The sequence below is a fragment of the Paenibacillus sp. NFR01 genome (genome assembly GCF_900111565.1).
Lineage (GTDB): Bacteria > Bacillota > Bacilli > Paenibacillales > Paenibacillaceae > Paenibacillus_AQ.
Genome location: NZ_FOIK01000001.1, coordinates 1,958,081 through 1,981,567, shown reverse-complemented (window position 1 = coordinate 1,981,567; position 23,487 = coordinate 1,958,081). Strand labels below are relative to the sequence as shown.

21 protein-coding genes are annotated in these 23,487 nt (G+C 57.4%); 17 read left to right on the top strand and 4 right to left on the bottom strand.

The features are described 5' to 3' along the window. Positions 1 to 39 precede the first annotated feature (39 nt). From BMW84_RS09175 to BMW84_RS09165, 3 genes are read left to right on the top strand one after another with little or no spacing between them, the layout of a single operon-like run. The gene (locus BMW84_RS09175; protein WP_091066918.1) at positions 40 to 249 is read left to right on the top strand and encodes a hypothetical protein; all 210 of its coding nucleotides are present in this window, start codon (positions 40 to 42) and stop codon (positions 247 to 249) included. Positions 250 to 267: 18 nt separating this feature from the next. Continuing rightward, positions 268 to 2,025, top strand: a complete 1,758-nt coding sequence (locus BMW84_RS09170; RefSeq protein ID WP_091066917.1) for an ABC transporter ATP-binding protein — start codon at positions 268 to 270, stop codon at positions 2,023 to 2,025. Then, a complete protein-coding gene (locus BMW84_RS09165) occupies positions 2,006 to 3,856 on the top strand; it encodes an ABC transporter ATP-binding protein (protein ID WP_091066914.1) in 1,851 nt (616 codons plus the stop codon). Before BMW84_RS09170 ends, BMW84_RS09165 begins: the two co-directional genes overlap by 20 nt. Before the next feature lie 183 nt (positions 3,857 to 4,039). Here BMW84_RS09165 and BMW84_RS09160 read toward each other — a convergent pair whose 3' ends face one another. Together BMW84_RS09160 and BMW84_RS09155 are read right to left on the bottom strand one after the other, a co-directional pair. Beyond that, entirely contained in the window at positions 4,040 to 5,638 is a 1,599-nt protein-coding gene (locus BMW84_RS09160) for a sigma-70 family RNA polymerase sigma factor (protein WP_091066913.1), read from the bottom strand. Positions 5,639 to 5,768: 130 nt separating this feature from the next. Beyond that, positions 5,769 to 6,074, bottom strand: coding sequence for a DUF2627 domain-containing protein (locus BMW84_RS09155; RefSeq protein WP_091066911.1), 306 nt, complete (start codon positions 6,072 to 6,074; stop codon positions 5,769 to 5,771). A gap of 216 nt (positions 6,075 to 6,290) precedes the next feature. Between BMW84_RS09155 and BMW84_RS24450 the strand changes: the two genes are divergently transcribed. From BMW84_RS24450 to lipB, 6 genes are all read left to right on the top strand, one after another. Continuing rightward, entirely contained in the window at positions 6,291 to 6,458 is a 168-nt protein-coding gene (locus tag BMW84_RS24450; protein ID WP_139209600.1) for a sporulation protein Cse60, read from the top strand. 142 nt (positions 6,459 to 6,600) lie between these two features. Continuing rightward, positions 6,601 to 8,022: a dihydrolipoyl dehydrogenase gene (gene lpdA / locus BMW84_RS09150; protein ID WP_091066910.1), complete on the top strand. Its 1,422-nt coding sequence runs from the start codon at positions 6,601 to 6,603 to the stop codon at positions 8,020 to 8,022. Positions 8,023 to 8,267: 245 nt separating this feature from the next. Continuing rightward, a complete protein-coding gene (locus BMW84_RS09145; RefSeq protein ID WP_091066907.1) occupies positions 8,268 to 9,299 on the top strand; it encodes a thiamine pyrophosphate-dependent dehydrogenase E1 component subunit alpha in 1,032 nt (343 codons plus the stop codon). 3 nt (positions 9,300 to 9,302) lie between these two features. After that, positions 9,303 to 10,289, top strand: a complete 987-nt coding sequence (locus tag BMW84_RS09140; protein WP_091066905.1) for an alpha-ketoacid dehydrogenase subunit beta — start codon at positions 9,303 to 9,305, stop codon at positions 10,287 to 10,289. 26 nt (positions 10,290 to 10,315) lie between these two features. Further along, the gene (locus BMW84_RS09135; RefSeq protein ID WP_091066902.1) at positions 10,316 to 11,719 is read left to right on the top strand and encodes a dihydrolipoamide acetyltransferase family protein; all 1,404 of its coding nucleotides are present in this window, start codon (positions 10,316 to 10,318) and stop codon (positions 11,717 to 11,719) included. Between the two features lie 23 nt (positions 11,720 to 11,742). After that, positions 11,743 to 12,438 (top strand): lipoyl(octanoyl) transferase LipB, encoded by a 696-nt coding sequence (gene lipB / locus BMW84_RS09130; protein ID WP_302848092.1) that lies wholly within the window; start codon positions 11,743 to 11,745, stop codon positions 12,436 to 12,438. A 72-nt stretch (positions 12,439 to 12,510) separates the two neighbouring features. On the opposite strand, the gene prli42 is transcribed toward lipB, so the two are convergent. Next, the gene (prli42, locus tag BMW84_RS09125; protein ID WP_091066900.1) at positions 12,511 to 12,612 is read right to left on the bottom strand and encodes a stressosome-associated protein Prli42; all 102 of its coding nucleotides are present in this window, start codon (positions 12,610 to 12,612) and stop codon (positions 12,511 to 12,513) included. A 64-nt stretch (positions 12,613 to 12,676) separates the two neighbouring features. On the opposite strand from prli42, the gene BMW84_RS09120 reads away from it, so the two are divergent. Continuing rightward, on the top strand, positions 12,677 to 13,801 hold the full coding sequence (locus BMW84_RS09120; protein WP_091068210.1) for a M20/M25/M40 family metallo-hydrolase: 1,125 nt from the start codon (positions 12,677 to 12,679) through the stop codon (positions 13,799 to 13,801). Between the two features lie 136 nt (positions 13,802 to 13,937). On the opposite strand, the gene BMW84_RS24745 is transcribed toward BMW84_RS09120, so the two are convergent. After that, positions 13,938 to 14,111: a hypothetical protein gene (locus BMW84_RS24745; RefSeq protein ID WP_175498712.1), complete on the bottom strand. Its 174-nt coding sequence runs from the start codon at positions 14,109 to 14,111 to the stop codon at positions 13,938 to 13,940. A 76-nt stretch (positions 14,112 to 14,187) separates the two neighbouring features. Here BMW84_RS24745 and BMW84_RS09115 point away from each other — a divergent pair, with 76 nt between their 5' ends. The 7 genes from BMW84_RS09115 (at position 14,188) to BMW84_RS09085 (ending at position 23,471) form a co-directional block, all read left to right on the top strand. Further along, positions 14,188 to 14,760 carry an NUDIX hydrolase gene (locus BMW84_RS09115; protein ID WP_091066898.1) on the top strand — a complete coding sequence of 191 codons (573 nt, stop codon included), beginning with the start codon at positions 14,188 to 14,190 and terminating at the stop codon, positions 14,758 to 14,760. After that, complete coding sequence (locus BMW84_RS09110; protein ID WP_091066895.1) at positions 14,760 to 15,944, top strand: endonuclease Q family protein; 1,185 nt, start codon at positions 14,760 to 14,762, stop codon at positions 15,942 to 15,944. Before BMW84_RS09115 ends, BMW84_RS09110 begins: the two co-directional genes overlap by 1 nt. Positions 15,945 to 16,102: 158 nt before the next feature. Then, the gene (spoIIM, locus tag BMW84_RS09105) at positions 16,103 to 16,726 is read left to right on the top strand and encodes a stage II sporulation protein M (protein ID WP_091066893.1); all 624 of its coding nucleotides are present in this window, start codon (positions 16,103 to 16,105) and stop codon (positions 16,724 to 16,726) included. Between the two features lie 1,294 nt (positions 16,727 to 18,020). Further along, complete coding sequence (locus BMW84_RS09100; protein WP_254772905.1) at positions 18,021 to 19,718, top strand: cache domain-containing sensor histidine kinase; 1,698 nt, start codon at positions 18,021 to 18,023, stop codon at positions 19,716 to 19,718. Next, entirely contained in the window at positions 19,715 to 20,515 is an 801-nt protein-coding gene (locus tag BMW84_RS09095; RefSeq protein ID WP_091066891.1) for a response regulator transcription factor, read from the top strand. The genes BMW84_RS09100 and BMW84_RS09095 overlap by 4 nt, the downstream gene beginning before the upstream one ends. Continuing rightward, complete coding sequence (locus BMW84_RS09090; protein WP_254772904.1) at positions 20,515 to 21,837, top strand: extracellular solute-binding protein; 1,323 nt, start codon at positions 20,515 to 20,517, stop codon at positions 21,835 to 21,837. The genes BMW84_RS09095 and BMW84_RS09090 overlap by 1 nt, the downstream gene beginning before the upstream one ends. Positions 21,838 to 22,052: 215 nt before the next feature. Then, positions 22,053 to 23,471, top strand: a complete 1,419-nt coding sequence (locus BMW84_RS09085) for an ABC transporter substrate-binding protein (RefSeq protein WP_091066889.1) — start codon at positions 22,053 to 22,055, stop codon at positions 23,469 to 23,471. The last annotated feature ends 16 nt before the right edge of the window (positions 23,472 to 23,487 follow it).

Genomic DNA, 23,487 nt, shown 5'->3' with positions numbered 1-23,487 from the left:
TAATAAATGGGACTATGGCTGAAAGGCAGGAACCGACAGATGTCCGAAAGAGCGGAGTTTTTTAAAGAAAAAATGAATGTTGTGCAGGCAGAACAAGGCTGCCCTCCGGAATTTTTAGCATTGATGGAGGACATGCTGGCGGAAATGGCGGAACTCGAACGCAGCAATAAAGCGCTGAGGCGGGCGGTCCTAAAAAGCGGACAGGCTTCGACGATGTCCACGCGGCTGCGCGAAGCGCTCTATGAATAAGCGAACGGGGCGAGAGAGATGAAACTGGTGTTAGCCTATCTGCATAAATACAGGGTTGCAGCGATCATGGCGCTGGCGATGATGCTGATCGAGCTGGCCGTGGAGCTTTCGCAGCCCTTTTTAATTTCGAAAATGATCGACGAGGGCATTAAGGCGGGGAACAATCAGGTGGTATGGCTGTGGGGCGGCGTGCTGGCGGCAAGCGCATTGGTAGCGTTTGGCGCAGGCGTGCTGAGCTCTTTTTTTTCGGCCCATACGAGTCAGGGATTCGCGCTGGACCTGCGGGACAAGGTGTATGGAAAAGTGCAGGCGCTTTCGTATGACGCCTTCAGCCGGTTCGCCGCTTCTTCGCTGATTACGCGCCTGACGGGCGATGTAACCCAGCTGCAGGATACCGTCTTCATGGGGCTGCGCTTTATGTCCCGCGTGCCGCTGGTCGTCATCGGCAGTGTCATTATGGCGCTGGTGGTGCATGTTCGGCTGGGGCTGCTGCTGGTCGTTGCCCTTCCTCCGCTAATGCTGTTTCTCCTCTGGATGATGCGCAGGGCGTCCGTGCTGTTTCGCGGCGTCCAGACCCGGCTGGATAACGTCAACGGCGTCATCCAGGAAAATCTGACCGGCCTGCGGCTGATTCGCGTATTCGTGCGGATGGCGCATGAAATCGGCCGGTTTGGCAAAGCCGGCGGCGACCTGATGAAAGCGAGCATCGCCGCGCTGCGGCTGACGGAAACGACGGCTCCGCTCATTACGCTGGTCGTCAATGCGGTGATTGTCGCCGTGCTCTGGTACGGCCGGATCAAGATCTCTGCCGGCGATGCGTCCATCGGCCAGACGGTAGCCGTGATCAACTACTCGCTGCGCACGATCGGCGCGATGTCCGCACTGTCTTCAATCATGGCGACCTTCTCGCGGGCGCTGGCTTCATCGCAGCGCCTGGATGAAGTGCTTGCTGCCGGGGACCGCTTTGCGGAGTCGGTACCGGCCGAAGCTGCGCGGGCGGAGGCGAAAGAGACAACGGCAGCCATTCGCGGGGCCGTGGCGTTTGAGCGGGTTGGCTTCGCTTACCCGGAGAGCGATATCGCCGCGCTGGATGCCATCACGTTCAGCGCGGCGCCGGGCGAACGGGTAGCCATCATGGGCGCCACCGGCTCGGGCAAGTCGTCGCTGGTCAGCCTTATTCCCCGGCTGTATGAACCCGATACGGGCGTGATTCGGATCGACGGCGAGGACAGCAGAAGCCGGGATGTCGGACGGCTGCGCCGGGCGATTGGCTATGTGCCGCAGGAGGCGCTGCTTTTTACCGGCTCGGTACGGGAAAATATCGCCTGGGGCAACGAGCATGCCTCGCAGGCGGAGATCGAGCAGGCCGCCGCTGCCGCCCAGATCCACGAGACGATTGCTGCCCTCCCCGAAGGCTACGGGACGCAGCTCGGGCAGCGGGGCGTCAATCTGTCCGGCGGCCAGAAGCAGCGGCTGACCATCGCTCGGGCGCTGGTGCGCAGGCCGGCGATCCTGATTCTCGACGACAGCACCAGCGCACTGGACGCGGTCACGGAAGGGCGGCTGCTGGACGAGCTGAAGAAGTTGTCCTGCACCACCTTCCTGATTACGCAGAAGATCAGCTCTACCATGTCCGCCGACCGGATTCTGCTGCTGGATGAAGGGCGGCTCATTGCCCAGGGCACGCATGCAGAGCTGCTTGAGCATTCACCGCTCTACCGGAAGATACACGAATCGCAGATTGGAGGGGCACAGCATGTTCAAGGCGCTCATTGAGCCGTTTCAACATCCGCGGCCAGAGTTTACGCTCGGCGAAGGGCGAAGCTTCGGTTCCGCGTCTGGCCGGAAACCAAAGGCCAAGGCCAAGAACTGGCGGGGCACACTGGGCCGGATCTGGAGTTATCTGGCGGAGCGCCGGGCGAAGCTGGCGCTTGTGCTTGCGATGGTGCTGGTAAGCTCGGCGCTGGGTCTCCTGGGTCCGTATCTGATCAGCCGGGCCGTGGACCGTTTCCTGGAAGGCCCGGGCGGGCGGGCGTGGGGAATGTATCTGGGAGCACTGGGAGCGGTATATGCGCTGAACGCGCTCAGCTCCTGGCTGCAAAATATCTGGATGATCGAAATTGCCCAGGAGACGGTATACCGGATGCGGACGCAGTTGTTCGCGCATCTGCACCGGCTGCCGATTTCCTTCTTCAACCGTAGGCAGCAGGGCGAAATCATGAGCCGGCTGACCAATGACATCGAGAATATCAGCTCCACGCTGAACAGCTCGGCGATTCAAATTTTCTCCAGCGTGCTGACCCTGGTCGGCACCATCGGCGTGATGCTGTGGCTGAGCCCGCTGCTTACGCTGCTGACCTTTATCGTCGTGCCGCTGATGACGCTGGGCATGCGCTGGATTACGCGGCGGACGGGGCCGCTGTTCAAGGAGCGGCAGCGCAACATCGGGGAACTGAACGGCTACATTGAGGAGACGCTAAGCGGGCAGCGGATCATTAAAGCTTTTTCGCAGGAAGAACGCGTCCTTGCCGGCTTCCGCGAGCGGAATGTCCGGATCATGCTCTCCGGCTACTGGGCGCAGTCGATTTCCGGGTTTATTCCGAAGCTGATGAACGGGCTGAACAATCTGAGCTTTGCGATTGTGGCCGGCGCCGGCGGGCTGCTGGCGATCCACGGCCATGTGACGGTCGGGGTGATTATTGCTTTTACCGAATACACCCGCCAGTTCACGCGTCCGCTCAACGATCTGGCGAACCAGTGGAACACGCTGCTCTCGGCGATTGCCGGGGCAGAGCGGGTATTTGAGGTGCTCGACGAGGATACGGAAGCGAAGGACGAGACGGGTGCGGTCGATCTGAAGCAGGTGGACGGTGCGGTGAAATTCTCGCAGGTGTCCTTTTCCTACGACGGCTCCGCAAATACGCTGGAGGATATCAGCTTCGAAGCCAAGCCGGGCGAGATGATCGCCCTTGTCGGGCCGACCGGGGCCGGCAAAACGACGCTGATCGGCCTGCTATCGCGCTTCTACGAGCCGAATCAGGGCGAAATTACGCTGGATGGCCGGGACATGAAGACGATCCGCCGGGAGAGCCTGCGCAGCCATACCGCTTTTGTACTACAGGAGACGTTTCTCTTCAAGGGCACGGTCCGCGAAAATATCCGCTACGGCCGATTGGACGCGACGGATGAAGAAGTGGAGGAAGCGGCGAAGCTGGCCAACGCCCACGCTTTTATTATGCGGATGCGAGGCGGCTATGACCGGATGCTCTCCGTGGACGGCAGCGGCATCAGCCAGGGACAGAAGCAGCTATTGGCCATTGCCCGGGCAATACTCGCCAACCCGTCGATGCTGGTATTGGACGAAGCGACCAGCAGCATCGATACCGTGACGGAAATCAAAATCCAGGAAGGGCTGCAGACGCTGATGAAAGGCAGAACCAGCTTCGTCATCGCCCACCGGCTGGGCACGATTCGCGCAGCAGACCGCATTCTGGTGTTGAAGGGCGGGAGGCTGGTCCAGCAGGGAACCCATGAGGAGCTGCTGCGGCAGGGCGGATTGTACAGCGACTTGGTGCATGGACGCAGTTCGCTGGCTGGCGGCGAATAAATGCAGCAAATCAATGTAACGGGATAAAAAAAAGACCTCGGCCTGCACATTAAGTGCGGGGAGGTCTTTTTTTGGGTTGGCACGAGGAGCCAGAGACGAATGCGGTCAGACGGAGCCGGCCTCAGGAGTGCGGAGGCTGATCATGTGCCAATTAGGCCTGCCGCCTTATTTTAAGATCGTGGGTCACATCCGTACCGGCATCCGTGTTGCCTGATCCCAGCGCCAAGGCACGGAGCGGCCCTGCAGATGCACGCCGCCGTACCACCGGTCGATGCCTTGCAGCGTGACCCGGTCCGCCAAACCATTCATCACCTGCTCGCCCAGCGTGGTCATTGTCACCCGCCGTTTCAGAAAGTTTTCCACCTGCCGGAAGTCACCCGCCTGCTCCTCTGCACCGGCACCGGCGGTAACTCCCTCAATGGCAAGCAGCGCATCCGTCCCTTGTACCAGCCCGCGAAGCATGCTCCAATATTCGAGATCCCCCAGCCCAAGCACCGGCAAGGCATCCGTTACCCGGCGAAAAAGCTCCAGCGGCGTATCCGCGCCGCGCCGCACTGCTTCAAGCGTCTCGCGTTCCACGCTGCCGAGGCCATCTTCCAGTCCAGGCAGACGCGCCAGATGGGCCTGAAACGCCTCGTAGGCGTACGGAAGGGCAGAGGCAGCCAGCAACTCTTTTTCCTGTTCCAGCCATTCCGCCATTCTCATCGGGTCAGGGTCGGTGTACGCCTGCCACAATGCACTGCCCAGCTTAAGCTCGGCTCGCCCGATACTGCGCCACGTGCCGGACAAGGTCTGGAGCTGCGCCGGCGTCAGTTGGCCTAAGCCATGAAACGGCGTGATGCCGGGAAATTCGCCGATCGAGAGCAGGCTAAGCTTCGTGCCCCTTAGCTTTTGCCCATCAAACCAATGCAGCAGATAGGCGAGCATGCTCTGGTCGAACAAGTCGTGCTCGAACCACAGCACGATTTCATCGTAGCGGCTAAAGTCGCGCAGCTTTTTTTCCTGCTCCCTGCAGGCTGCCGTATACTCTTCTGCCGGAATACCCAGCAGCTTCTCCAGTGCTTTGGCGCGCAGAGCGCGTTCCGCGTCACCTGCCGGATTGACGAAGTTCGGTCCCGCCGAGTAAATCTCCCGCCAGACCAGGACATCGCCTTGCACGATGCCGGATTTCAGCATGTTGCCTACCACGTCGCCATTGACAATATGCAGCATGGTTGTGCCTCCTTCATCAAGATCGTTGAACATGGAAGCAAGATTGCGGACGGGAAGGGCGGCCTTGAGCTTCCGGCGGCCGTCGAACAGCCTTTTTTTGAGCGCAGAAACAGGCAGGTTCAGGTATGCTGAGATCTCTTGCAGCGAATAGCCGTAAAAATAAAACAACTGCAGCGGCACCCGAAGTCTGTCGCCCAGCGCGGCAACCGCCTGCTGCAAAGTTCGCGCGTAATCGTGGCGTTCGGCGATCTCCGCCGTATCGGGAGAGACCAGCGACCGGTGCGCCGTCTCCTCCAAGGATAGCAAAACCGGTGCCTTACGCCGTTGCGTCCGCCGGCATTGCCTCGTCACGATCGTCCGGAGCCAACCGGGAAACGCCGCCGGCTCCCGCAGCTTGCCGATATCCGCAAAAGCCGCGATAAACGCCTCCTGCACGGCATCCTCCGCCAAATGCGTATCCCGCAGGAGATCATAGGCCACCGCATACGCCATTCCCTGAAAATGTGCCGCCAGCTGCCCGAACGCCTCACGATCACCTTGCTGCGCTTTCTCCACCCAAACTGTATACATGCCGGACCTCTTTTCCTATGTTCTACTATAGAAGTGTCCCGTCCGGCGCCAAAGGTTACCGGTTAACTTGAAATTTACCGCATAAAATAACCCCACAACGTGGGGCTGCGGCGTTGATATGAGTTCGGCTTTACGGCGTTTCTGCGTGATTGGGGGCATGTTCGGCTTTTCGCTTCTCCTTGAACCGCGGTCCGACATAATTCTTCTTACGGTCTCTCGTCAGTATCCAGCCGCCCAGGAAACTCATGCCGGCCAGAAATAGCAACAACCCGCCGCCGAAATGCAGCCAGGCGAAGTCCGGCGTCGCCGTATTGTCTCCGTGCATGGAGATGTAATTGAAGACGTCATCCTTCATCATCAGAAACCCCGTCATGGCCAAGAGGCCGGGAATGACCAAAATCAGAATGGCAATGAAGCGTGAAATCATCAGTTTCATGAGCTTCCCTTCTCCTCTCCATCCCGCTATTCAGCAATATGATAACGTTTTAATCAGGAAAAGTCCACGAACGGCGCGGAGAAAATGTTAATGCCCTGCGAAAGCCGCTCTGCGGAATAGGCTTGATAATTGATACAGATTTGTGACAAACGGCTGTGGGCAGGAGGAAAAAACTTCCTAAGTGTCGAAAAGCAAAATTAGGGGGAGGGGTAAAGTATGGAAAAAACAAATTTGGTTAAATTGTTCTCCGGGAGCGACAAATCCATTGTCGAGAATCAAGTCAACACCTTCTTGAAAGCGCTTAACAAAGAGGAACTGGTTGAGGTGAAATTTACCTCCGGGGACGGGACCTTCGATGTAATGGTCCACTATCAGAAAAACTGAACGTAAAAAACGCCCCTCCAAGGGGCGTTTTTTCATTTTCTTTCCTTCCATATGACATTCGTAAGTTTTGTGCTCGGGCCAAAAGGGAGTACAATGGGTAAGGTTAAGTACAACCTAGGAGCAAGACTGGAGGATACATATCATGACAATATCCTGTGACGTGGCGATACTCGGCGGAGGAACCGGTGGTTATGTGGCTGCGATCCGCGCGGCCCAGCTCGGCAAATCGGTGGTCGTCATCGAAATGGACAAACTCGGCGGAACCTGCCTGCACCGCGGCTGCATTCCCAGCAAATCGTTGCTGCGCAGCGCGGAGGTCTACGCGGAGATAAATGAAAGCGAAAGCTACGGCATCGAAACATCGGGCGTAAAGCTCGTATTCCCGAAGGTACAGCGGCGCAAGGAAGCCGTGGTGGAGCAGCTCCATCAGGGCGTGCAGTATTTGATGCGCAAAAATAAAATCCAGGTCCTGAAGGGCAAAGGGCGCGTTACCGGTCCTTCGATCTTCTCCCCGCGCAGCGGCGCGGTGGCGGTGGAGCTGGAAGACGGCGAGATGGAGACCGTCGTGCCGACAAACCTCATCATCGCCACCGGCTCGCGTCCGCGGGTGCTGCCGGGCCTTGCCCCGGACGGCGATAAAATCCTCAGCAGCGAGGAAGCGCTGCAGATGGAAGAACTGCCGGCGTCCATGATCATCGTCGGGGGCGGCGTCATCGGCGTCGAGTGGGCATCCATGCTCGCCGATTTCGGCGTGCAGGTCACGGTGGTGGAAGCGGCGGATCAACTGCTGCCCCAAGAGGATGAAGAAGTGGCTCGCGAGCTGCTGCGCCTCTTCAAGAAACGTGGAGTCAAGGTGCTGACCGGGACGACGGTCGACGCCTCGTCCTGCCGCGTCTCGGCGGAAGGCGTAACGATCGAGGCCATCAAAGGCGGCGAGCGGCAGACGCTGGAAGCGGGCAAGCTGCTCGTATCGGTCGGCCGGGTCGGCAATGTCGAGAATATCGGGCTGGAGAATACCGATATCCGTTTCGGGGGCGGCGTCATTCAAGTGAATGACAACATGCAGACCACCGAGCCGCATATCTATGCGATCGGAGACGTCATCGGCGGGCTGCAGCTCGCGCATGCGGCCAGCCATGAAGGCATCCGCGCGGTCAACCACCTGGCCGGCGAGCCGCTGCATCCGTATCACACCCATCTCGTTCCGCGCTGCGTGTATACCCGGCATGAGGTGGCCAGCGTCGGTCTGACCGCCAAAGAAGCCGCGGCCCGCGGCCATGAAGTCGCCATCGGCAAGTTCCCGTTCTCCGCGATCGGCAAAGCCATTGTTTATGGGATGAAGGACGGTTTTGTTAAAGTGGTTGCCGATAAAAACAGCGGCGACATTCTCGGCGTGCAAATGATCGGCCCGCATGTCACCGATCTGATCGGCGAAGCGGCGCTGGCGCAAATTCTCGACGCCACCCCTTGGGAGATCGGCGAAGCCATTCACGCGCACCCGACGTTGTCGGAAGTCATCGGCGAAGCGATGCTGGCGGTGGATGGAAAAGCAATCGGATTTTAGCGTAATCAGATTTTAGCATCAGGCGCGGTTCCGTCAGGAAATGCGGAATGGAGCTTAAGGCCGCGTCAAGCGTTCAAACGGCTCCATACCGGCATTTCTTGGCGTTTCTTTTTTTGCGGAAAAGGATTATAATGTTCTCAGGTCTTAGTACCTGGTTATAATATCAGATGATTAATGAATACACTTCAACGAGGGTACTAATCAGAATCAGGCTTTAATAAAAAAATTTCAGGAGGTACCTCCCTATGGAATCCCAAGGTACTGTAGAAACCGGAAGCAGACATCAGCGGCTCGGACTCAGCGACGGTCAGGCCATTGATATGTACAGATATATGGTGATGGGACGGAAATACGACGAGCGTTCCCTGCTGCTGCAGCGGGCCGGCAAAATCAATTTCCATGTCTCCGGCGTCGGCCAGGAGGCGGCGCAGGTGGCTGCGGCGTTTGCGCTCGACCGGCAAAACGATTATTTTCTCCCGTACTACCGCGATTATGCCTTCGTGCTCAGCGTCGGCATGACGATGCGCGAATTGATGCTCTCTCTGTTCGCCAAGGCGGAAGACCCGAACAGCGGCGGCCGGCAAATGCCGGGCCACTTCGGCAGCAAACGGCTGCGGATCGTAACCGGCTCTAGTCCGGTAACAACCCAGGTTCCCCATGCGGTCGGTTTTGCGCTGGCGGCCAAGATGCAGAAGAAGCCGTTCGTGTCCTATGTGACGTTTGGCGAAGGCTCGAGCAACCAGGGCGATTTTCATGAAGCGTGCAACTTTGCCGGGGTGAACAAACTGCCGGTCATTATCATGTGCGAAAACAACCAGTATGCGATCTCCATCCCGGCCCATAAGCAGCTCGGCGGCAAAGTCAGCGACCGGGCGCTCGGTTACGGTTTTCCGGGCATCCGGGTGGACGGCAACGATCCGCTGGAAGTGTACCGGGTCGTGAAGGAAGCGCACGAGCGGGCGCTGGCGGGCGAAGGCCCGACGCTGATCGAAGCGATGATGTACCGGCTCTCCCCGCACTCCACTTCGGACAACGATCTGGCCTACCGGACGAAGGAAGAAGTCGAAGAGAACTGGAAAAAAGACGGTCTCACCGCATACCGCAACTATTTGGTCGAACAGGGCCTCTGGAGCGAGGAGCAGGAGCGCGACCTGATTGCCGAGTGCAATCTGGAGCTGAAGGAAGCGATCGCCTATGCCGAAAATGCGCCATTCCCGAATCCGGAAGACACGCTGCTGCATGTATACGATGAATCGAACCACAAGGGAGGCTTTTAACCCATGGCGATGATGGAATATATCGATGCCATCCGGCTGGCGATGAAGGAAGAAATGGAGCGCGACGATTCGGTGTTCGTGCTCGGCGAGGACGTCGGCGTCAAGGGCGGCGTGTTCACGACGACCAAAGGACTGCAGGAGCAGTTCGGCGCGGACCGCGTGCTAGATACGCCGCTGGCGGAGTCGGCGATTGCCGGCGTGGCCATCGGGGCGGCAATGTACGGCATGAAGCCGATTGCCGAAATGCAGTATTCCGACTTCATGCTGCCGGCGACGAACCAGATCATCAGCGAAGCGGCCAAAATCCGCTATCGCTCCAATAATGACTGGAATTGTCCGGTGGTCATCCGCGCGCCGATCGGCGGCGGGATTTTCGGCGGACTTTATCATTCCCAATGTCCGGAATCGATCTTCTTCGGAACCCCGGGCCTGAAGATCGTTGCGCCTTATTCGGCGTACGACGCTAAAGGCTTGCTCAAATCCGCGGTGCGCGACTCCGATCCGGTGCTCTTTTTCGAGAATAAAAAATGCTACAAGCTGATCAAGGAAGACGTGCCTGAGACGGATTACACCGTGCCGATCGGGGAAGCGAACCTGCTGCGCGAAGGCGCGGATATTACGGTGATCGGCTACAGCCTGCCGCTGCATTTTGCAATGCAGGCAGCCGAGGAACTGGAGAAGGAGCAAGGCATCACGTCGCATGTGCTTGATCTGCGCACGCTGCAGCCTCTCGATCAGGATGCCATTATTGCGGCGGCGCGAAAAACCGGCAAGGTGCTGATCATCCATGAAGACAATAAAACCGGCGGTGTGGGCGCGGAAGTGGCTGCGATCATCGCCGAGCATTGCCTCTTCGAGCTGGATGCGCCAATCTTCCGCCTGTGCGGACCGGATGTGCCGGCAATGCCGATCAGCCCGCCAATGGAGAAGTTTTTTATGCTGAGCAAAGATAAAGTCAAAGCGGAAATGCTCCGTTTGGCTGAGTATTGATAGGTACTATGCAAAGGAGTGACAACATGTCCGAACAAGGAAAGCTAACCGATGTGATTATGCCGCAGCTGGCGGAGTCGCTGGTGTCTGCGACCATCGGCAAATGGCTCAAGAAGCCGGGGGATACCGTCGAACAATACGAACCGCTCTGCGATTTGATTACGGATAAAGTCAACGCCGAGCTGCCGTCCACCGTGGACGGCACGCTCGTGGAGCTGCTGGTAGAGGAAGGGGAGACAGTCAGCGTCGGAGCGGTCATCGCCCGCATCGCTGTCCCCGTTGCCGGCGGCAGCGCCCCGGCCGGCGAGGCATCCGCGGATGCCGATTTCGCCCACACTGCTACACAGGCGGCGTATGGCACGGTACCGGCCGGCACCGCGCCCGACGCGGACGCCCCGATGCGCGCCCGTTACTCGCCGGCGGTGCAGACACTGGCCCAGCAGCATAACATCGACCTGACGGCCGTGTCCGGCACAGGTCTCGGCGGCCGCATCACGCGTAAAGACGTGCTGGCCTACATCGAGAGCGGCGCTGCAAACCGTCGGCCTGTACGCACGGCAGTTGCGGCCGCCCAGCCGGCTGCGCCTTCAGCGGCTCCGTCCGTGCAGCCGGCGCTGCAGATCCCGCCGGCTGCGGCCAAGGAAATGCTGGAGCCGGTGCGTCATTCCGGCCTGCACCTGAGCGAATCGCCGCGCATCCCGACCATTGAGGTCGAGAGCGGCCAGGGCAGCAGCTCGGAGTATCTGATCGACGTCACGCCGATCCGCAATACGATCGCAACCCGCATGCGCCAAAGCGTGTCGGAAATTCCGCATGCCTGGACGATGATCGAGGTCGATATGACCAATCTGGTGCAGCTGCGCCACAAGCTGAAGGACGACTTTAAACGCAAGGAAGGCATCAACCTGACGTATCTGGCGTTTATGATGAAGGCGGTCGTCAGTGCGATCAAAGACTATCCGATCATGAACTCCGTGTGGGCGGTGGATAAAATCATCGTCAAACGCGATATCAATATATCGCTGGCCGTCGGTACGGAGGACTCCGTCATGACGCCGGTGATCAAGAAAGCCGACCAGAAGAACATCGCCGGCTTGGCCCGCGAGATCGACGAATTAGCCCAGAAGACCCGCGAAGGCAAGCTGCGCCTCGACGATATGCAGGGCGGCACCTTTACGGTGAACAACACCGGCTCGTTCGGCTCGATCCTGTCTTATCCGATCATCAACTATCCGCAAGCGGCCATTCTAACCTTTGAATCGATCGTCAAAAAGCCGGTCGTGATCAACGACATGATCGCCGTGCGCTCGATGGCCAACATTTGCTTGTCGCTGGATCACCGGATTCTCGACGGCGTCATTTGCGGCCGGTTCCTGCAGCGCGTGAAGGATAATATCGAGAGCTATACGCCGGATACCAAACTTTATTGATAAAACCGTAGGAGGTGCTGGAGTTGGAGTCTGTCGAACCCCGTTTGCTGGAAATATCCTATGAACCCATGATGGAGTACGGCGCGGCCTGGGAGCTACAGAAGGATACCGTAGCGAAGATCGACGCCGGAACGGCGGCGGAGCGACTTCTCCTGCTTCAGCATCCGCCCACCTACACCATCGGGTCGCAGAACCGTCCCGAGCATCTCCTGCTGAGCGCGGAGCAGCTCCGGCAGCAGGGCATCGCCCTGTTCGAGATCGACCGGGGCGGCGATATTACATACCATGGCCCCGGCCAGCTGGTCGGCTACCCGCTGCTGCGGCTCGGCGAAGACGGCCGGGTCGACCTGCACGGCTATTTGCGGCGGCTCGAAGATGTCATTATCGACTATCTGGGGTCCTATGGCATTCAGGGAACGCGAAAGTCCGGATATACCGGGGTATGGGTAGGGAACGCTAAAATCTGTGCCATCGGCGTCAAATTCAACCGCAGCAAAACCCGCAAAGGTTTTGTGACCAGCCATGGGTTTGCGTTTAATATCCGCGCCGGGCTGGGCGAAGAGGGTTTTGCCGGCATCATCCCCTGCGGCATCCGGGATTATGGGGTAACTTCGCTGGAAGAATGTACGGGAAGCCGGAGGGACGTCGCCGGGGTGGCCGAGGAGTTGATCCCCTATTTTCTCGGGCGGTTCCCCTACCGGTACAGCGGAAAGCTATAATAGAGGATAGAGTACAAGACAAATAGCGTCCGGGCAGGCCCGGGCGCTATTATTGACGTATGGGGACGGCGATCAGCCGGCAATGAAAGGTTCGATGACAACCAGCAGCGTGGAGGCGATCATTGCGAGCAGCATGACATAAATGAAGATGCGAAACCATTTTCGACGTTGCATGAGTGGCTCCTTCAGGTTTAGTTTAAGTCTATTGTAACTTATTAGCGGAAGAGAGGAAAGCATGATGATTAAAGAGGAACGGCTAGTCCAGGAGTTTTTCGAGCTTGTCCGGGTGGACAGCGAGACCCGCAACGAACGGAAGATCAATGATGTGCTGAAGGGCAAATTTACCGCTCTTGGCTTTGAAGTAACCGAGGACGATTCCCAGGAGCGCACCGGTCACGGCGCGGGCAATTTGTTCGTAACCTGGCCGGCGACCCGCGGCGTAAACGCACCGAAGCTGCTGTTCACCTGCCATATGGACACCGTGGTTCCCGGTCAAAATATTAAGCCCTCGCTCGGCGAAGACGGCTGGATCCGCAGCGACGGCACGACCATTCTCGGGGCGGACGACAAAGCCGGCTTGTCTGCGCTGTTTGAAGCCATCCGGGTGATCCAGGAGCAGAATCTTCCGCACGGGCAAATCCAGTTTGTCATTACCGTCGGCGAGGAATCCAGCCTGATGGGCGCCCGGGCGATGAACCCGGAGATGCTGGACGCCGAATTCGGCTTTGCGCTGGACTGCGGCGGGGCCGTCGGCGGAATCGCCGTCGCTGCGCCTTCCGTGGCGAAGATACAAATGGTGATCAAAGGCAAATCGGCGCATGCCGGCGTCAATCCGGAGGACGGCATCAGCGCGATCCAGGTGGCAAGCAAGGCCATCTCGGCGATGAAACTGGGCCGCATCGACAAGGATACGACAGCGAACATCGGCAAATTCGCCGGCGGCGGCCCAACGAACGTCGTTTGCGATTTGGTGCAGATCGATGCGGAAGCGCGCAGCACGGTTCAGGATAAAATCGACCGGCAAATCGCTTCCATGCGCGAAGCGCTGGAGACGACCGTGCGGGATTACAACGCGGAATGCGAATTCCGCTGCGAAATCGCCTATCCGGCGTACAGCTTTAACGAGCAGGATGAGATCGTGAAGCTGGCCTCCCGGGCCATTGCTGCCGAAGGGCTCCAGCTGGAGCTGTTTCCGACCGGCGGCGGCAGCGACGCCAACATTTTCAATGGCCTGAAGGTGCCGACGCTGAACCTTTCCATCGGATATGAGGATATCCATACGACCCAAGAGCGGATCAAAGCGGCGGATTTGGTCAAGGTGGCCGGCCTTGTCGTCGCCATCGTCAAGGAAAGCGTCAACTAGCCTATAACCGCATCATTAAAGGAGCCGAGCGCCGGAGAACCCGGCGGCGGCTCCTTTTTTACAATGCATGAAAATTTGCCGACATCTTCGAAAGTCGGAATGGATTTTTTATCCATAGAGCAAAATATAAGGCGCGTTACCCGGCTTTCACCCGGGAGGCCGGAGGGTTCGCAGCCAGCGAAAGGATATAGGAAAGCGGCATATCCCGTCCGTACCGGTTGATCCATGCGGAGAGATTCGCTTTGATTTGTTCCGGGGTGCCGACCCAGACGACAGCCGATGCGCTTGCGGTTTGCTTGAGGTGTTTCATTGCCACATTCCTTCTTTCCCCTGAAGTTTGCTATAATACACCCTATGCAGAACTGAGCCAAAGGAGACCTGAAACTATGAAAAATAATGACGCGTATCATAATCCGCTGCTAGACGAGGAGACGTTGTCCACCCAGCCGGTATTCTCCGGTAAAATCATCACCCTGCAGGTCGATACCGTCCGGCTGCCGGACGGCAATACGGCGACCCGCGAGGTGGTCAAACATCCCGGCGCGGTGGCCGTACTTGCGCTGAACGGCGACCGGATGCTGGTCGTGGAGCAATACCGCCAGCCGATGGGACGCACCGAGGTGGAGATCCCGGCGGGCAAGCTTGATCCGGGCGAAGATCCGCTGGCGGCCGCTGGCCGCGAGCTGCAGGAGGAGACCGGTTTTCACAGCGGAGAATTGAAGCTGCTGAGATCGTTCTACACTTCGCCGGGCTTTGCCGACGAGATCATTCATCTTTATGTGACGGAGAACGCGCAGCCGGGCGAAATGGCGCTGGATGAAGACGAGTTTCTTGAAGTATCGGAGCTGACGCTGGAGGAAGCGCACCAATATATCGCCGACGGCCGGATCGCGGACGCCAAAACGATCCTGGCGGTTTACGCCTGGCATCTGTACACGCTCACAGGGCAATGGAAGTAATGGACACGCTGCGCGGCTATTATTGCGACCTGCATATCCATATCGGGCGGACAACGGCGGGGCAGCCGGTCAAAATCAGCGGCAGCCGCAATTTGACCTTCGCGAACATCGCGCACGAAGCGGCGGTGCGCAAGGGCATCGAGCTGATCGGCATCATCGATTGCCATTCGCCTGGCGTGCTGGACGATATTAAAGCTTCGCTGGATTCGGGGGATATGACCTTGGCGGAAGGAGGCGGCGTCGCCTATCGGGAGACGACGATTCTGCTCGGTTCGGAAATTGAAATCCGTGAGCCGGGTCGCAAGGAATGCCATGTACTCGCGTTTATGCCCGACCTGGAGGCGATGGAGGATTTCAGCCGCTGGATGGGCCGGCATATGCGCAACGTGAACCTCAGCTCGCAGCGGCTGTACGCGCCGGCCTGCGAGCTGCAGGATGAAATTTGCGCCCGCGGCGGGCTGCTGATTCCGGCGCATATTTTTACGCCGCACAAAGGGCTGTACGGCTGCTCGGCGCGCCGACTGGAAGAGATTTTCGACCCCGCGCGGATTGCCGCGATAGAGCTGGGCTTAAGCGCCGACTCGGAGATGGCAGGTTATATCTCCGAGCTGGACGGATTCAGCTTCCTGACCAATTCGGATGCCCATTCGCTCGGCAAGATCGGCCGTGAATACAATGTCATCGAGATGGCCCGTCCTTCCTTCGCCGAGCTGCGCCTTGCGCTGGCCCGCGAGGGCGGACGCAGGGTGAGCGCCAACTACGGGCTGAACCCGCGGCTTGGCAAGTACCACCGCACCTACTGCGAAAGCTGTGGCAGCATCATCGACGAGGATTACGCCGCCATAGGGCGCTGCCCGTATTGCGGCAGCGCCAAGCTGGTGCAGGGCGTGCTGGACCGGATTCTCGACATCGCCGACCGGCGGGAGCCGGTGGTCCCCACCCATCGCCCTCCGTATAACTACCAGATTCCGCTGGAGTTTATTCCGGGGCTGGGTCCAGCCAAGATGAACGCGCTGCTGGCCGCCTTCGGCACGGAGATGAACATCCTGCATCAAGCCGGCGAAGCGGAGCTTGCCGCCGTGTGCGGGCCCGTGTTGGCCGAGCAGATTTTGCTGGCCCGCACCGGCCGGCTGGAGCTGTCCGCCGGCGGCGGGGGCGCGTACGGCAAAGTGATCAAGGATTAAAGGGAAGGAGCCGGGGTGTTTTTCGCCCGGCTCTTTATTTTTCACCGTATGATGACAGGCTTGTCCTGGTAAATCTTCCGGCTAGTCCCGGGACAAGTCATAGCGCGCCGTTTTCTTTCATATGGTTTAACATGTGAGGGGAAAGGGGTCGCTGGAGTGTGCGCACGTTAAGACAGATGATGAAGGAACAGACGCCGCTGTATATTTTTGTCGCGGTGCTCTTTTTGGTCGGAGTGGTGTTCGGGGCGCTCATTGTCAGCGCACTGACGCTGGATCAGCAGCAGGAGCTCGGCGACTATCTGGGCAATTTCTTTGTAACCGTGGATCAGCAAGGTCTGCCGGCTGCGCCGGATCATTACTGGAGCATCGCCGCCCTGAATCTGAAGTGGATCGGGCTGATCTGGATTCTCGGCTTGTCCGTCATCGGACTGCCGGGCATTCTGATTCTGGATTTTCTGAAGGGCGTGCTAATCGGCTTTACCGTCGGCTGCCTGGTCAGCGAATATTCCTGGCACGGCATGCTGTTCGCGCTCGTCTCCGTCGCGCCGCATAACCTGGTGCTCATTCCCGTGCTGCTCGTTTGCAGCGCCGCGGCGATCGCTTTTTCCCTGCTGATGATTCGCAGCCGTGTCCTCAGCCAGCGGCGCATCGCCGTGACCCGGCCGTTTGCGCTCTACACGGCGCTGTCGCTCGGCATGGCGCTCCTTGTGCTCGGGATCTCCGGCTTCGAGGCCTGGGTAACGCCGGCGATGATGCGCTGGGTGACGCCGATGCTGGTGTAAACGCGATTCCGGTGTAAACGCGATGCCTGTGCAAATGCAATGCCGGTATAGGCACGATGCTGGTGAAGACCCGATTCCGGTGTAAACGCGATTCAGTGAAGATCCGGTGCGGTGTGGATGCCTATATTGGTGTAGATTCGATCCAGAGTAACGCCGCGGCTGGACTAACGGACCTGAGAGCCGCTATATGCGGGAAATAGCGTAATTTCCCGGGCTAACGGACCTGAGAGGCTTTATTTACTTGTCTGAGGCCGTTTTTGAGTCATTTTGGAGGGAATAGCGGCGCTGGTGTCCGTTAATTTGTAAAATGGCTAATTATTCGGCAAATAAAGGCGCTGGTGTCCGTAACGTATGAGGGGAGACCTACGATGCAGCCAGCGCATGCAAAAATGAATTTTCAACCATCAACGAACCCTTGAAACAACAAAACAGCCAAACTAGCTGAACCGGCCAACTTAAACGGCAGTCCAATACAAACAGGCAAACCAAACAATAAGTAAACCCAACCTGCAACTGCAACCCAAGCAACTAACAACCCAACCAGTAACAGCAACCCAACCAACACTCAGCAACCCAACCAGTAACAGTTTCCCAACCAACACTCAGCAACCCAACCAGTAACAGTTTCCCAACCAACACTCAGCAACCCAACCAACACTCAGCAACCCAACCAGTAACAGTTACCCCACCAAGACTCAAACAGCCCCCCAACCAGCAACCAACCAGCAACCAACCAGCAACCCAGACAACTTTAGGCCTTAACCAACCATTGTTCCGCCCTCAAAGAGAGCTGCCTTGTCAGCTCTCTTTTTCTATGCCGCCTCGGCAACCGCCTCAGCAACCGCCTCAGCAACCGCCTCAGCAACCGCCTCAGCAACTGCCTCAGCAACCGCCTCAGCTGCCGTCCCAGTTGCCGCCTCAATGTCTCTAGTACCGCCTTTTTATCCATCCTTTTACCGCATCAATTCTCCCTACGTCCCCTCTGCTTATAGACAACTCTAAAGCAACCCATAGATAGCATTGCCCGCACATCCAACACCCCGTTGGAACCGTCTTGTCCATGCTTCCGCCGCTGTAAACTAGAAAATCCCTCCAGTTTGTCTATAATTCTTCCTTAGCGGATCGCAGCTAAACATGCTAAACTATTGTCGGGAAGGGCTGAAAGCCCTTACGTTCTAAATTTGATTTCATGATTCAGCGGCAAAAGAGGGGAAGAAGCAGCATGCGGCGAATGCCATCGCGACTGAAGTTAAATACGCTGCGAAGTCAAATGCTCATCGGATTTCTCGCAGTTATGCTCCTCATATTGACGATTGTCGGCGGACTTACCTTTCATTCGGTCTCGAACCTGCTCAAAAATAATGCGGAAAAACATATCCAGCAGACCGCAATTCAAACGAACGGCCGCCTGGAGAGCATCCTCGATCAGATCGACTCACTGACCACGCTGGTATCGACCAACGATTACGTGCAGCGGCTGCTGCTGCGGGATTTATCGGGCAGTCCGGCTACCTTTGCAGAACGCCAGGCACTGCCGCCCATTATCAATTTGGTGCAGCTGTACACCGACGGCATTAAATCGGTAGAGCTGTACAACAAGGACGGCGCAAGGCTGTATCCGCTAGATGATACGGGGCTGCTGGACAAGGTGCCGGAGAACTGGGTCAAGCAGGCGACCACCAAAGAGGGAGGGCTGGTCTGGTTCGGCATCGATCCGCTGGACTCTACTTCACTGCTGGCGATCCGGCAGGTCAGCCTGGTCGACCAGTATTTCAGCACCGGCGGGTATTTGCTCATCCGTGCAGACCGCAGCAAGTTTGCGCTGAAAGGATCGCTATCCGGGGAAAGCGAGAAGGAGACCATGCTGCTCCTGGCTTCGGACGGCCAATTTATTACATCCAATGACGATACGATTTCGCAAGAAACGGTCGCCCGGCTTGCCGACGGCTCCAACGATCCTACCATTACGATTGGCAATCAGTCGTTTATCGTGGTCCGGCAGCGTTCCTCTGTCACGGGCTGGACGCTGATCATTTTGACGCCCGTCAACGTCGTCACCAAAGGGATTTCGGTGCTGCGCACCACCATCATCGTATCTGCGGTCGGCGGGACGCTGCTGTTCACCCTGCTGTCCTTTTTCCTGTCGACGCTTATCACAAGGCCGGTATTCCAACTGATCAAAGCGATGCGCGGCACCCGGCTCGGCATCCTGAAGCCGATCGAAACCGCGTCGGCGACGATGGAGATCCGCGAGCTGAATTTTTCTTATAACCGGATGGTCGACAACATCAATGAACTGATCCAACTCGTTTATGAAAAAGAATTGTCCCGCAGCCATACCGAACTTAAGGCGCTTCAAGCCCAGATCAATCCGCATTTTCTGTTCAATGCGCTGGACGTGCTGTATTGGTCGCTGCTCGACCGGGATGAGGACAAACTGGCCGACTATGTGGTCGCCATGTCCGATTTGTTCCGGTACACGATTACCGGCTCCAGCAAGGGCTCCTGGGTAAAGCTTCGCGACGAGCTCGACCATGTCGAGCGGTATTTGCTCATCATGAAGATGCGTTTCGAAGATCGGCTGGAGTGGGAGATCGAGGCGCCGGATGAATTTGCCGACGTGGAACTGCCGCGGCTGCTGCTGCAGCCCCTAGTGGAGAACGCCATCCTGCACGGCGTCGAGAGTAGAATCGAACCGGGCCGGGTGAAGCTGACGGTCGCCCGCGCGGATGACCGGATCGCCATCACCGTAGAGGACGATGGCATCGGCATGGACCCGGAGAAACTGCGTTCGCTGCTGGAGGGGCTGGAGAGCGGGAAGGTCGCTTCCTCCAAAGCCTCCGGCGTCGGGCTAGCCAATGTGCAGCGCCGGCTGCAGCTGTTTTTTTCGGGCAATGGAGCCCAGGGTGCGGAAATGGCCATCGACAGCAGCCCAGGCCACGGCACCCGCATTATCATTCACATTCCCATTGAAGGAGGCCAAGTGCTATGAGGAACCGCACCATACTGATTGTCGACGATGAACCGAGATCGCGGGAAGGCATGAAAAAAATTCTTGGCGTATGGGCGGCAGGCAAATACGAAATCCTCACGGCAAGCCATGCGGCCGCCGCCCTGGAGATTCTGGAGTCTACGCCGGTAGAGCTAATGATTACCGATATCCGCATGCCGGAGGTCAGCGGTCTGATGCTCGTCAGCCAGATGAAGCAGCGGAACATCGAGCGGCAGCCGTCGGTCATCCTGATCTCCGGGCATGCCCAGTTCGAATACGCCCAGCAGGCCATTCATTTGTCTGTTGTGGACTACCTGCTCAAGCCGGTCAGCCGGGAAAAGCTGATTGCTTCGGTGGAGAACGCGCTTAAGGAGGGGGAAGAACGGGAACACATCGTGTCGATGCGCAAAATCGCCGATCCGCAGCTGATGGCGGTCAAAACGGAGGAAGCCGCCTATTCCGATCCCGTCCGCCAGGCGATGGATTACGTGGAGCTCCATCTGGAGGAAGCGGTCAGCCTGCAGGACGTTGCCGCGGAGGTGCACCTGAATGCCAGCTACTTGAGCTCCTTGTTCAAAGAGCAGTGCCAGATGAATTTCAGCGAATACGTCGCACGCCGGAAGCTGCAAAAAGCTAAGGAACTGCTGCTGAAGACGAATTTGCCGATCCAGGAAATCGCCTCCCGCACCGGCTACCAGACGGTCAAATATTTCAACAAGCTGTTTAAAGAATACGAAGGAATGAGTCCCGGCCGCTACCGGTCCATGCGCAACGGCATGGAAGCGCATGTGCAGTAATGGGGCGGCAGGGAGGAAGATTCACAAAAGGAAGCCTGCTTTATCCCGCTGCGCTCCTGTCTATGCTGCTGGCCATAACCTCCTGCAGCGGCAGCGGAGCGGGCAGCCCAGCCGGCGGTACGCAGAAAATTATCCTGAAGCTGATGTACCTGTGGCCGGATGGCAACAATTCGGCGCAAAATCGAATGGTAAAGGAGATTATCGGCGAGTTCGAGACTGCCCATCCGAATATCACCATTGATACCGAAGCGCTGGAGAACGAACAATATAAGAGCAAAATGAAGGTACTCGCCGCATCGAACGACCTTCCGGATATCGGGTTTACCTGGGCGGCCGGGTTCATGGATCCTTACGTCAAAGGCAATAAGTTCGCTCCGCTCGACGACTTGCTGAACAATGAGTTTAACGGCAAATTTGTTGCCGGCACGACGGAGGCGTATTCTTTTGGCGGAAGGACGTATGCGCTCCCGGTGGAGCTGAACATCGTTCCGGTGTACTACAACAAAGAGATTTTTGCCAAATACAATCTGCTGCCGCCTAAATCGCTGTACGAGCTCAAAGCGATTATCCGGACGCTGAACAATCATGGCGTGACGCCGATTGCGCTGGGCTCGAAGGACGGCTGGCCCGCTTCCTTTTGGTACATGTACCTGGCTGAACGCTACGGCGGGCCCAATTTGCTCGATAAGGCGGTTGCCGGCCAGGATTTTACCAACCCCTCCCTGCTCCGGGCTGCCATGCAGGTGCAGGAGCTGGTGAAGCTGGACGCTTTTACGAGGGGATATAACGGTTTGTCCAACGATGAAGCCAAAGCGCAGTTCATGGGCGGCAAAGCGGCGATGTACGCGATGGGAACTTGGGAAGTTCCCAACTATACGACGGCCGAAGACGTGACCGAAGAGTTTAAAGCCAAGATCGGTTATTTTAAATTCCCGAAGGTTGAAGGCGGCATGGGAAGCGAAGATGATTGGGTCGGCGGTCCGGGTACGGGCTTGTTTGTGTCCGAGAACTCCGAGCATGTGCGGGAGGCCAAGCAGTTTGTCAGCTTTTTTGTACAGAAATGGGGCGAGCATTCCGTGGTGGATGCAGGTGTTATTCCTGCCACCAAAGTGGATACCGCGGCAATCAAGCTACCGCCCATGTTCGTCGACCTGCTGGACGAGCTGAACCGTGCGCATAAGGTCACACTTTATCTTGATACGCAAATGAAGCCGTGGGCGTCAAGCGTGCATATCAATCAGGTGCAGGCGCTTTTCGCCAGGGCGATTACGCCGGAGGAATTCATTGCAAAGCAGGACGAAGCGTTGAAGACGGGAAAATAGAGATGATAAAGACGCCAAGGCGAAGCCTCGGCGTCTTTTTTGCATGCGAAAGCGAATGGGCTATTGGCCGAAGGCGGGAGTCCCTTTTGTAAGCGAATCCAAAAATAGTGGAAGTTTTCCCAATCATGGGTTCCTTATGTCCGGAAATGATCCGTTCTATAATGTGAATGCGGTTACAAAAAACCGAGATTACGATAAAAAAGGGGAGGCAAAGTATGAAACGTATGAAACGTGCTTTAGTTGGGATCTCCACCATGCTCGTGATGACATCTGCTCTTGCAGCGTGTGGCGGTAACAACAACAACGCAAACTCGAATTCGAATGCAGCGGGCAACGCAAGCCCGGCGGCTACAGAAGCGGCGGCTACCAATGCACCGGCTAGCAGCGGCGAAAAAGTAACCATCAACCTCTGGAGTTTCACAGATGAAATTCCGAACATGACGAAAAAGTATATGGAAACGCATCCGGATGCGAACGTGGAATTCAAAACCACGGTTATCGCAACGACCGACGGCGCTTACCAGCCAGCGCTTGACCAAGCTCTCGCTGCAGGCGGCAAAGACGCTCCGGACATTTACGCTGCGGAATCCGCGTTTGTACTGAAATATACGCAAGGCGACGCTTCCGACTACGCTGCTAACTATGCTGATCTTGGCCTTGACGATTCCCTTGTCAAAGGTGCAGGCATCGCGCAATATTCCGTAGATATCGGCAGCAAAGACGGCAAGCTGAAAGGCCTCGGCTACCAAGCTACCGGGGGCGCCTTCATCTATCGCCGTTCGATCGCAAAAGACGTATTCGGCACGGATGATCCTGCAACAATCAAAACCGAAGTCGGCCCTGGCTGGGATAAGTTCTTCGAAGCTGCAGCTAAGCTGAAAGCTAAAGGCTACGGCATCGTATCCGGCGACGGCGACATCTGGCATCCAATCGAAAACAGCTCCGACAAAGGCTGGATCGTAGACGGCAAGCTGCACATCGATCCAAAACGCGAAGAGTTCCTCGATCTTTCCAAAAAGCTGAAAGACAACGGCTATCATAACGATACGACAGACTGGACCGAAGCATGGTATGCGGACATGTCCGGAACTGGCAAACAACCGATCTTCGGCTTCTTCGGACCTGCATGGCTGATCAACTATGTCATGAACGGCCAAGTTAAAGACACTAACGGCGACTGGGCTGTAACCGAACCGCCAACCGGCTTCTTCTGGGGCGGCACCTGGCTGCTGGCCAACAAAGACGTCGTAAAAGACGACGCCAAGAAACAAGCCGTAGCCGACTTTATCAAATGGGTAACACTCGATACTTCCGAGACCGGTCTGCAATACTACTGGGCTAACGGTACGATGAAGGAAGGCGAGCAAGGCACGAAGGACAGCGTAGCCTCCTCCGTCGTAATGTCGAAGTCCAACGGTGAAGTTCCGCTCCTCGGCGGACAAAACATGTTCGACGTATTCGTTCCGGCTAATGCCAACGCTTCCGGTAAAAACCTGACGCAATACGACGAAACCATCAACAAGCTCTGGCGCGACCAAGTCCGTGAATACACGGCAGGCAACAAAGACCGCGCTGCGGCCATCGACACCTTCAAACAGCAAGTTAAAGACCAACTGGGCATCGATAGCGAATAAAGAGGAGTGGGAGGGG

Coding starts and splice junctions, on each gene's coding strand:
- BMW84_RS09175 (WP_091066918.1), top strand. CDS start 40: ATGTCCGAAAGAGCGGAGTTTTTTAAAGAAAAAATGAATGTTGTGCAG.
- BMW84_RS09170 (WP_091066917.1), top strand. CDS start 268: ATGAAACTGGTGTTAGCCTATCTGCATAAATACAGGGTTGCAGCGATC.
- BMW84_RS09165 (WP_091066914.1), top strand. CDS start 2,006: ATGTTCAAGGCGCTCATTGAGCCGTTTCAACATCCGCGGCCAGAGTTT.
- BMW84_RS09160 (WP_091066913.1), bottom strand. CDS start 5,638: ATGTATACAGTTTGGGTGGAGAAAGCGCAGCAAGGTGATCGTGAGGCG.
- BMW84_RS09155 (WP_091066911.1), bottom strand. CDS start 6,074: ATGAAACTGATGATTTCACGCTTCATTGCCATTCTGATTTTGGTCATT.
- BMW84_RS24450 (WP_139209600.1), top strand. CDS start 6,291: ATGGAAAAAACAAATTTGGTTAAATTGTTCTCCGGGAGCGACAAATCC.
- lpdA (WP_091066910.1), top strand. CDS start 6,601: ATGACAATATCCTGTGACGTGGCGATACTCGGCGGAGGAACCGGTGGT.
- BMW84_RS09145 (WP_091066907.1), top strand. CDS start 8,268: ATGGAATCCCAAGGTACTGTAGAAACCGGAAGCAGACATCAGCGGCTC.
- BMW84_RS09140 (WP_091066905.1), top strand. CDS start 9,303: ATGGCGATGATGGAATATATCGATGCCATCCGGCTGGCGATGAAGGAA.
- BMW84_RS09135 (WP_091066902.1), top strand. CDS start 10,316: ATGTCCGAACAAGGAAAGCTAACCGATGTGATTATGCCGCAGCTGGCG.
- prli42 (WP_091066900.1), bottom strand. CDS start 12,612: ATGCAACGTCGAAAATGGTTTCGCATCTTCATTTATGTCATGCTGCTC.
- BMW84_RS09120 (WP_091068210.1), top strand. CDS start 12,677: ATGATTAAAGAGGAACGGCTAGTCCAGGAGTTTTTCGAGCTTGTCCGG.
- BMW84_RS24745 (WP_175498712.1), bottom strand. CDS start 14,111: ATGAAACACCTCAAGCAAACCGCAAGCGCATCGGCTGTCGTCTGGGTC.
- BMW84_RS09115 (WP_091066898.1), top strand. CDS start 14,188: ATGAAAAATAATGACGCGTATCATAATCCGCTGCTAGACGAGGAGACG.
- BMW84_RS09110 (WP_091066895.1), top strand. CDS start 14,760: ATGGACACGCTGCGCGGCTATTATTGCGACCTGCATATCCATATCGGG.
- BMW84_RS09100 (WP_254772905.1), top strand. CDS start 18,021: ATGCTCCTCATATTGACGATTGTCGGCGGACTTACCTTTCATTCGGTC.
- BMW84_RS09095 (WP_091066891.1), top strand. CDS start 19,715: ATGAGGAACCGCACCATACTGATTGTCGACGATGAACCGAGATCGCGG.
- BMW84_RS09090 (WP_254772904.1), top strand. CDS start 20,515: ATGGGGCGGCAGGGAGGAAGATTCACAAAAGGAAGCCTGCTTTATCCC.
- BMW84_RS09085 (WP_091066889.1), top strand. CDS start 22,053: ATGAAACGTATGAAACGTGCTTTAGTTGGGATCTCCACCATGCTCGTG.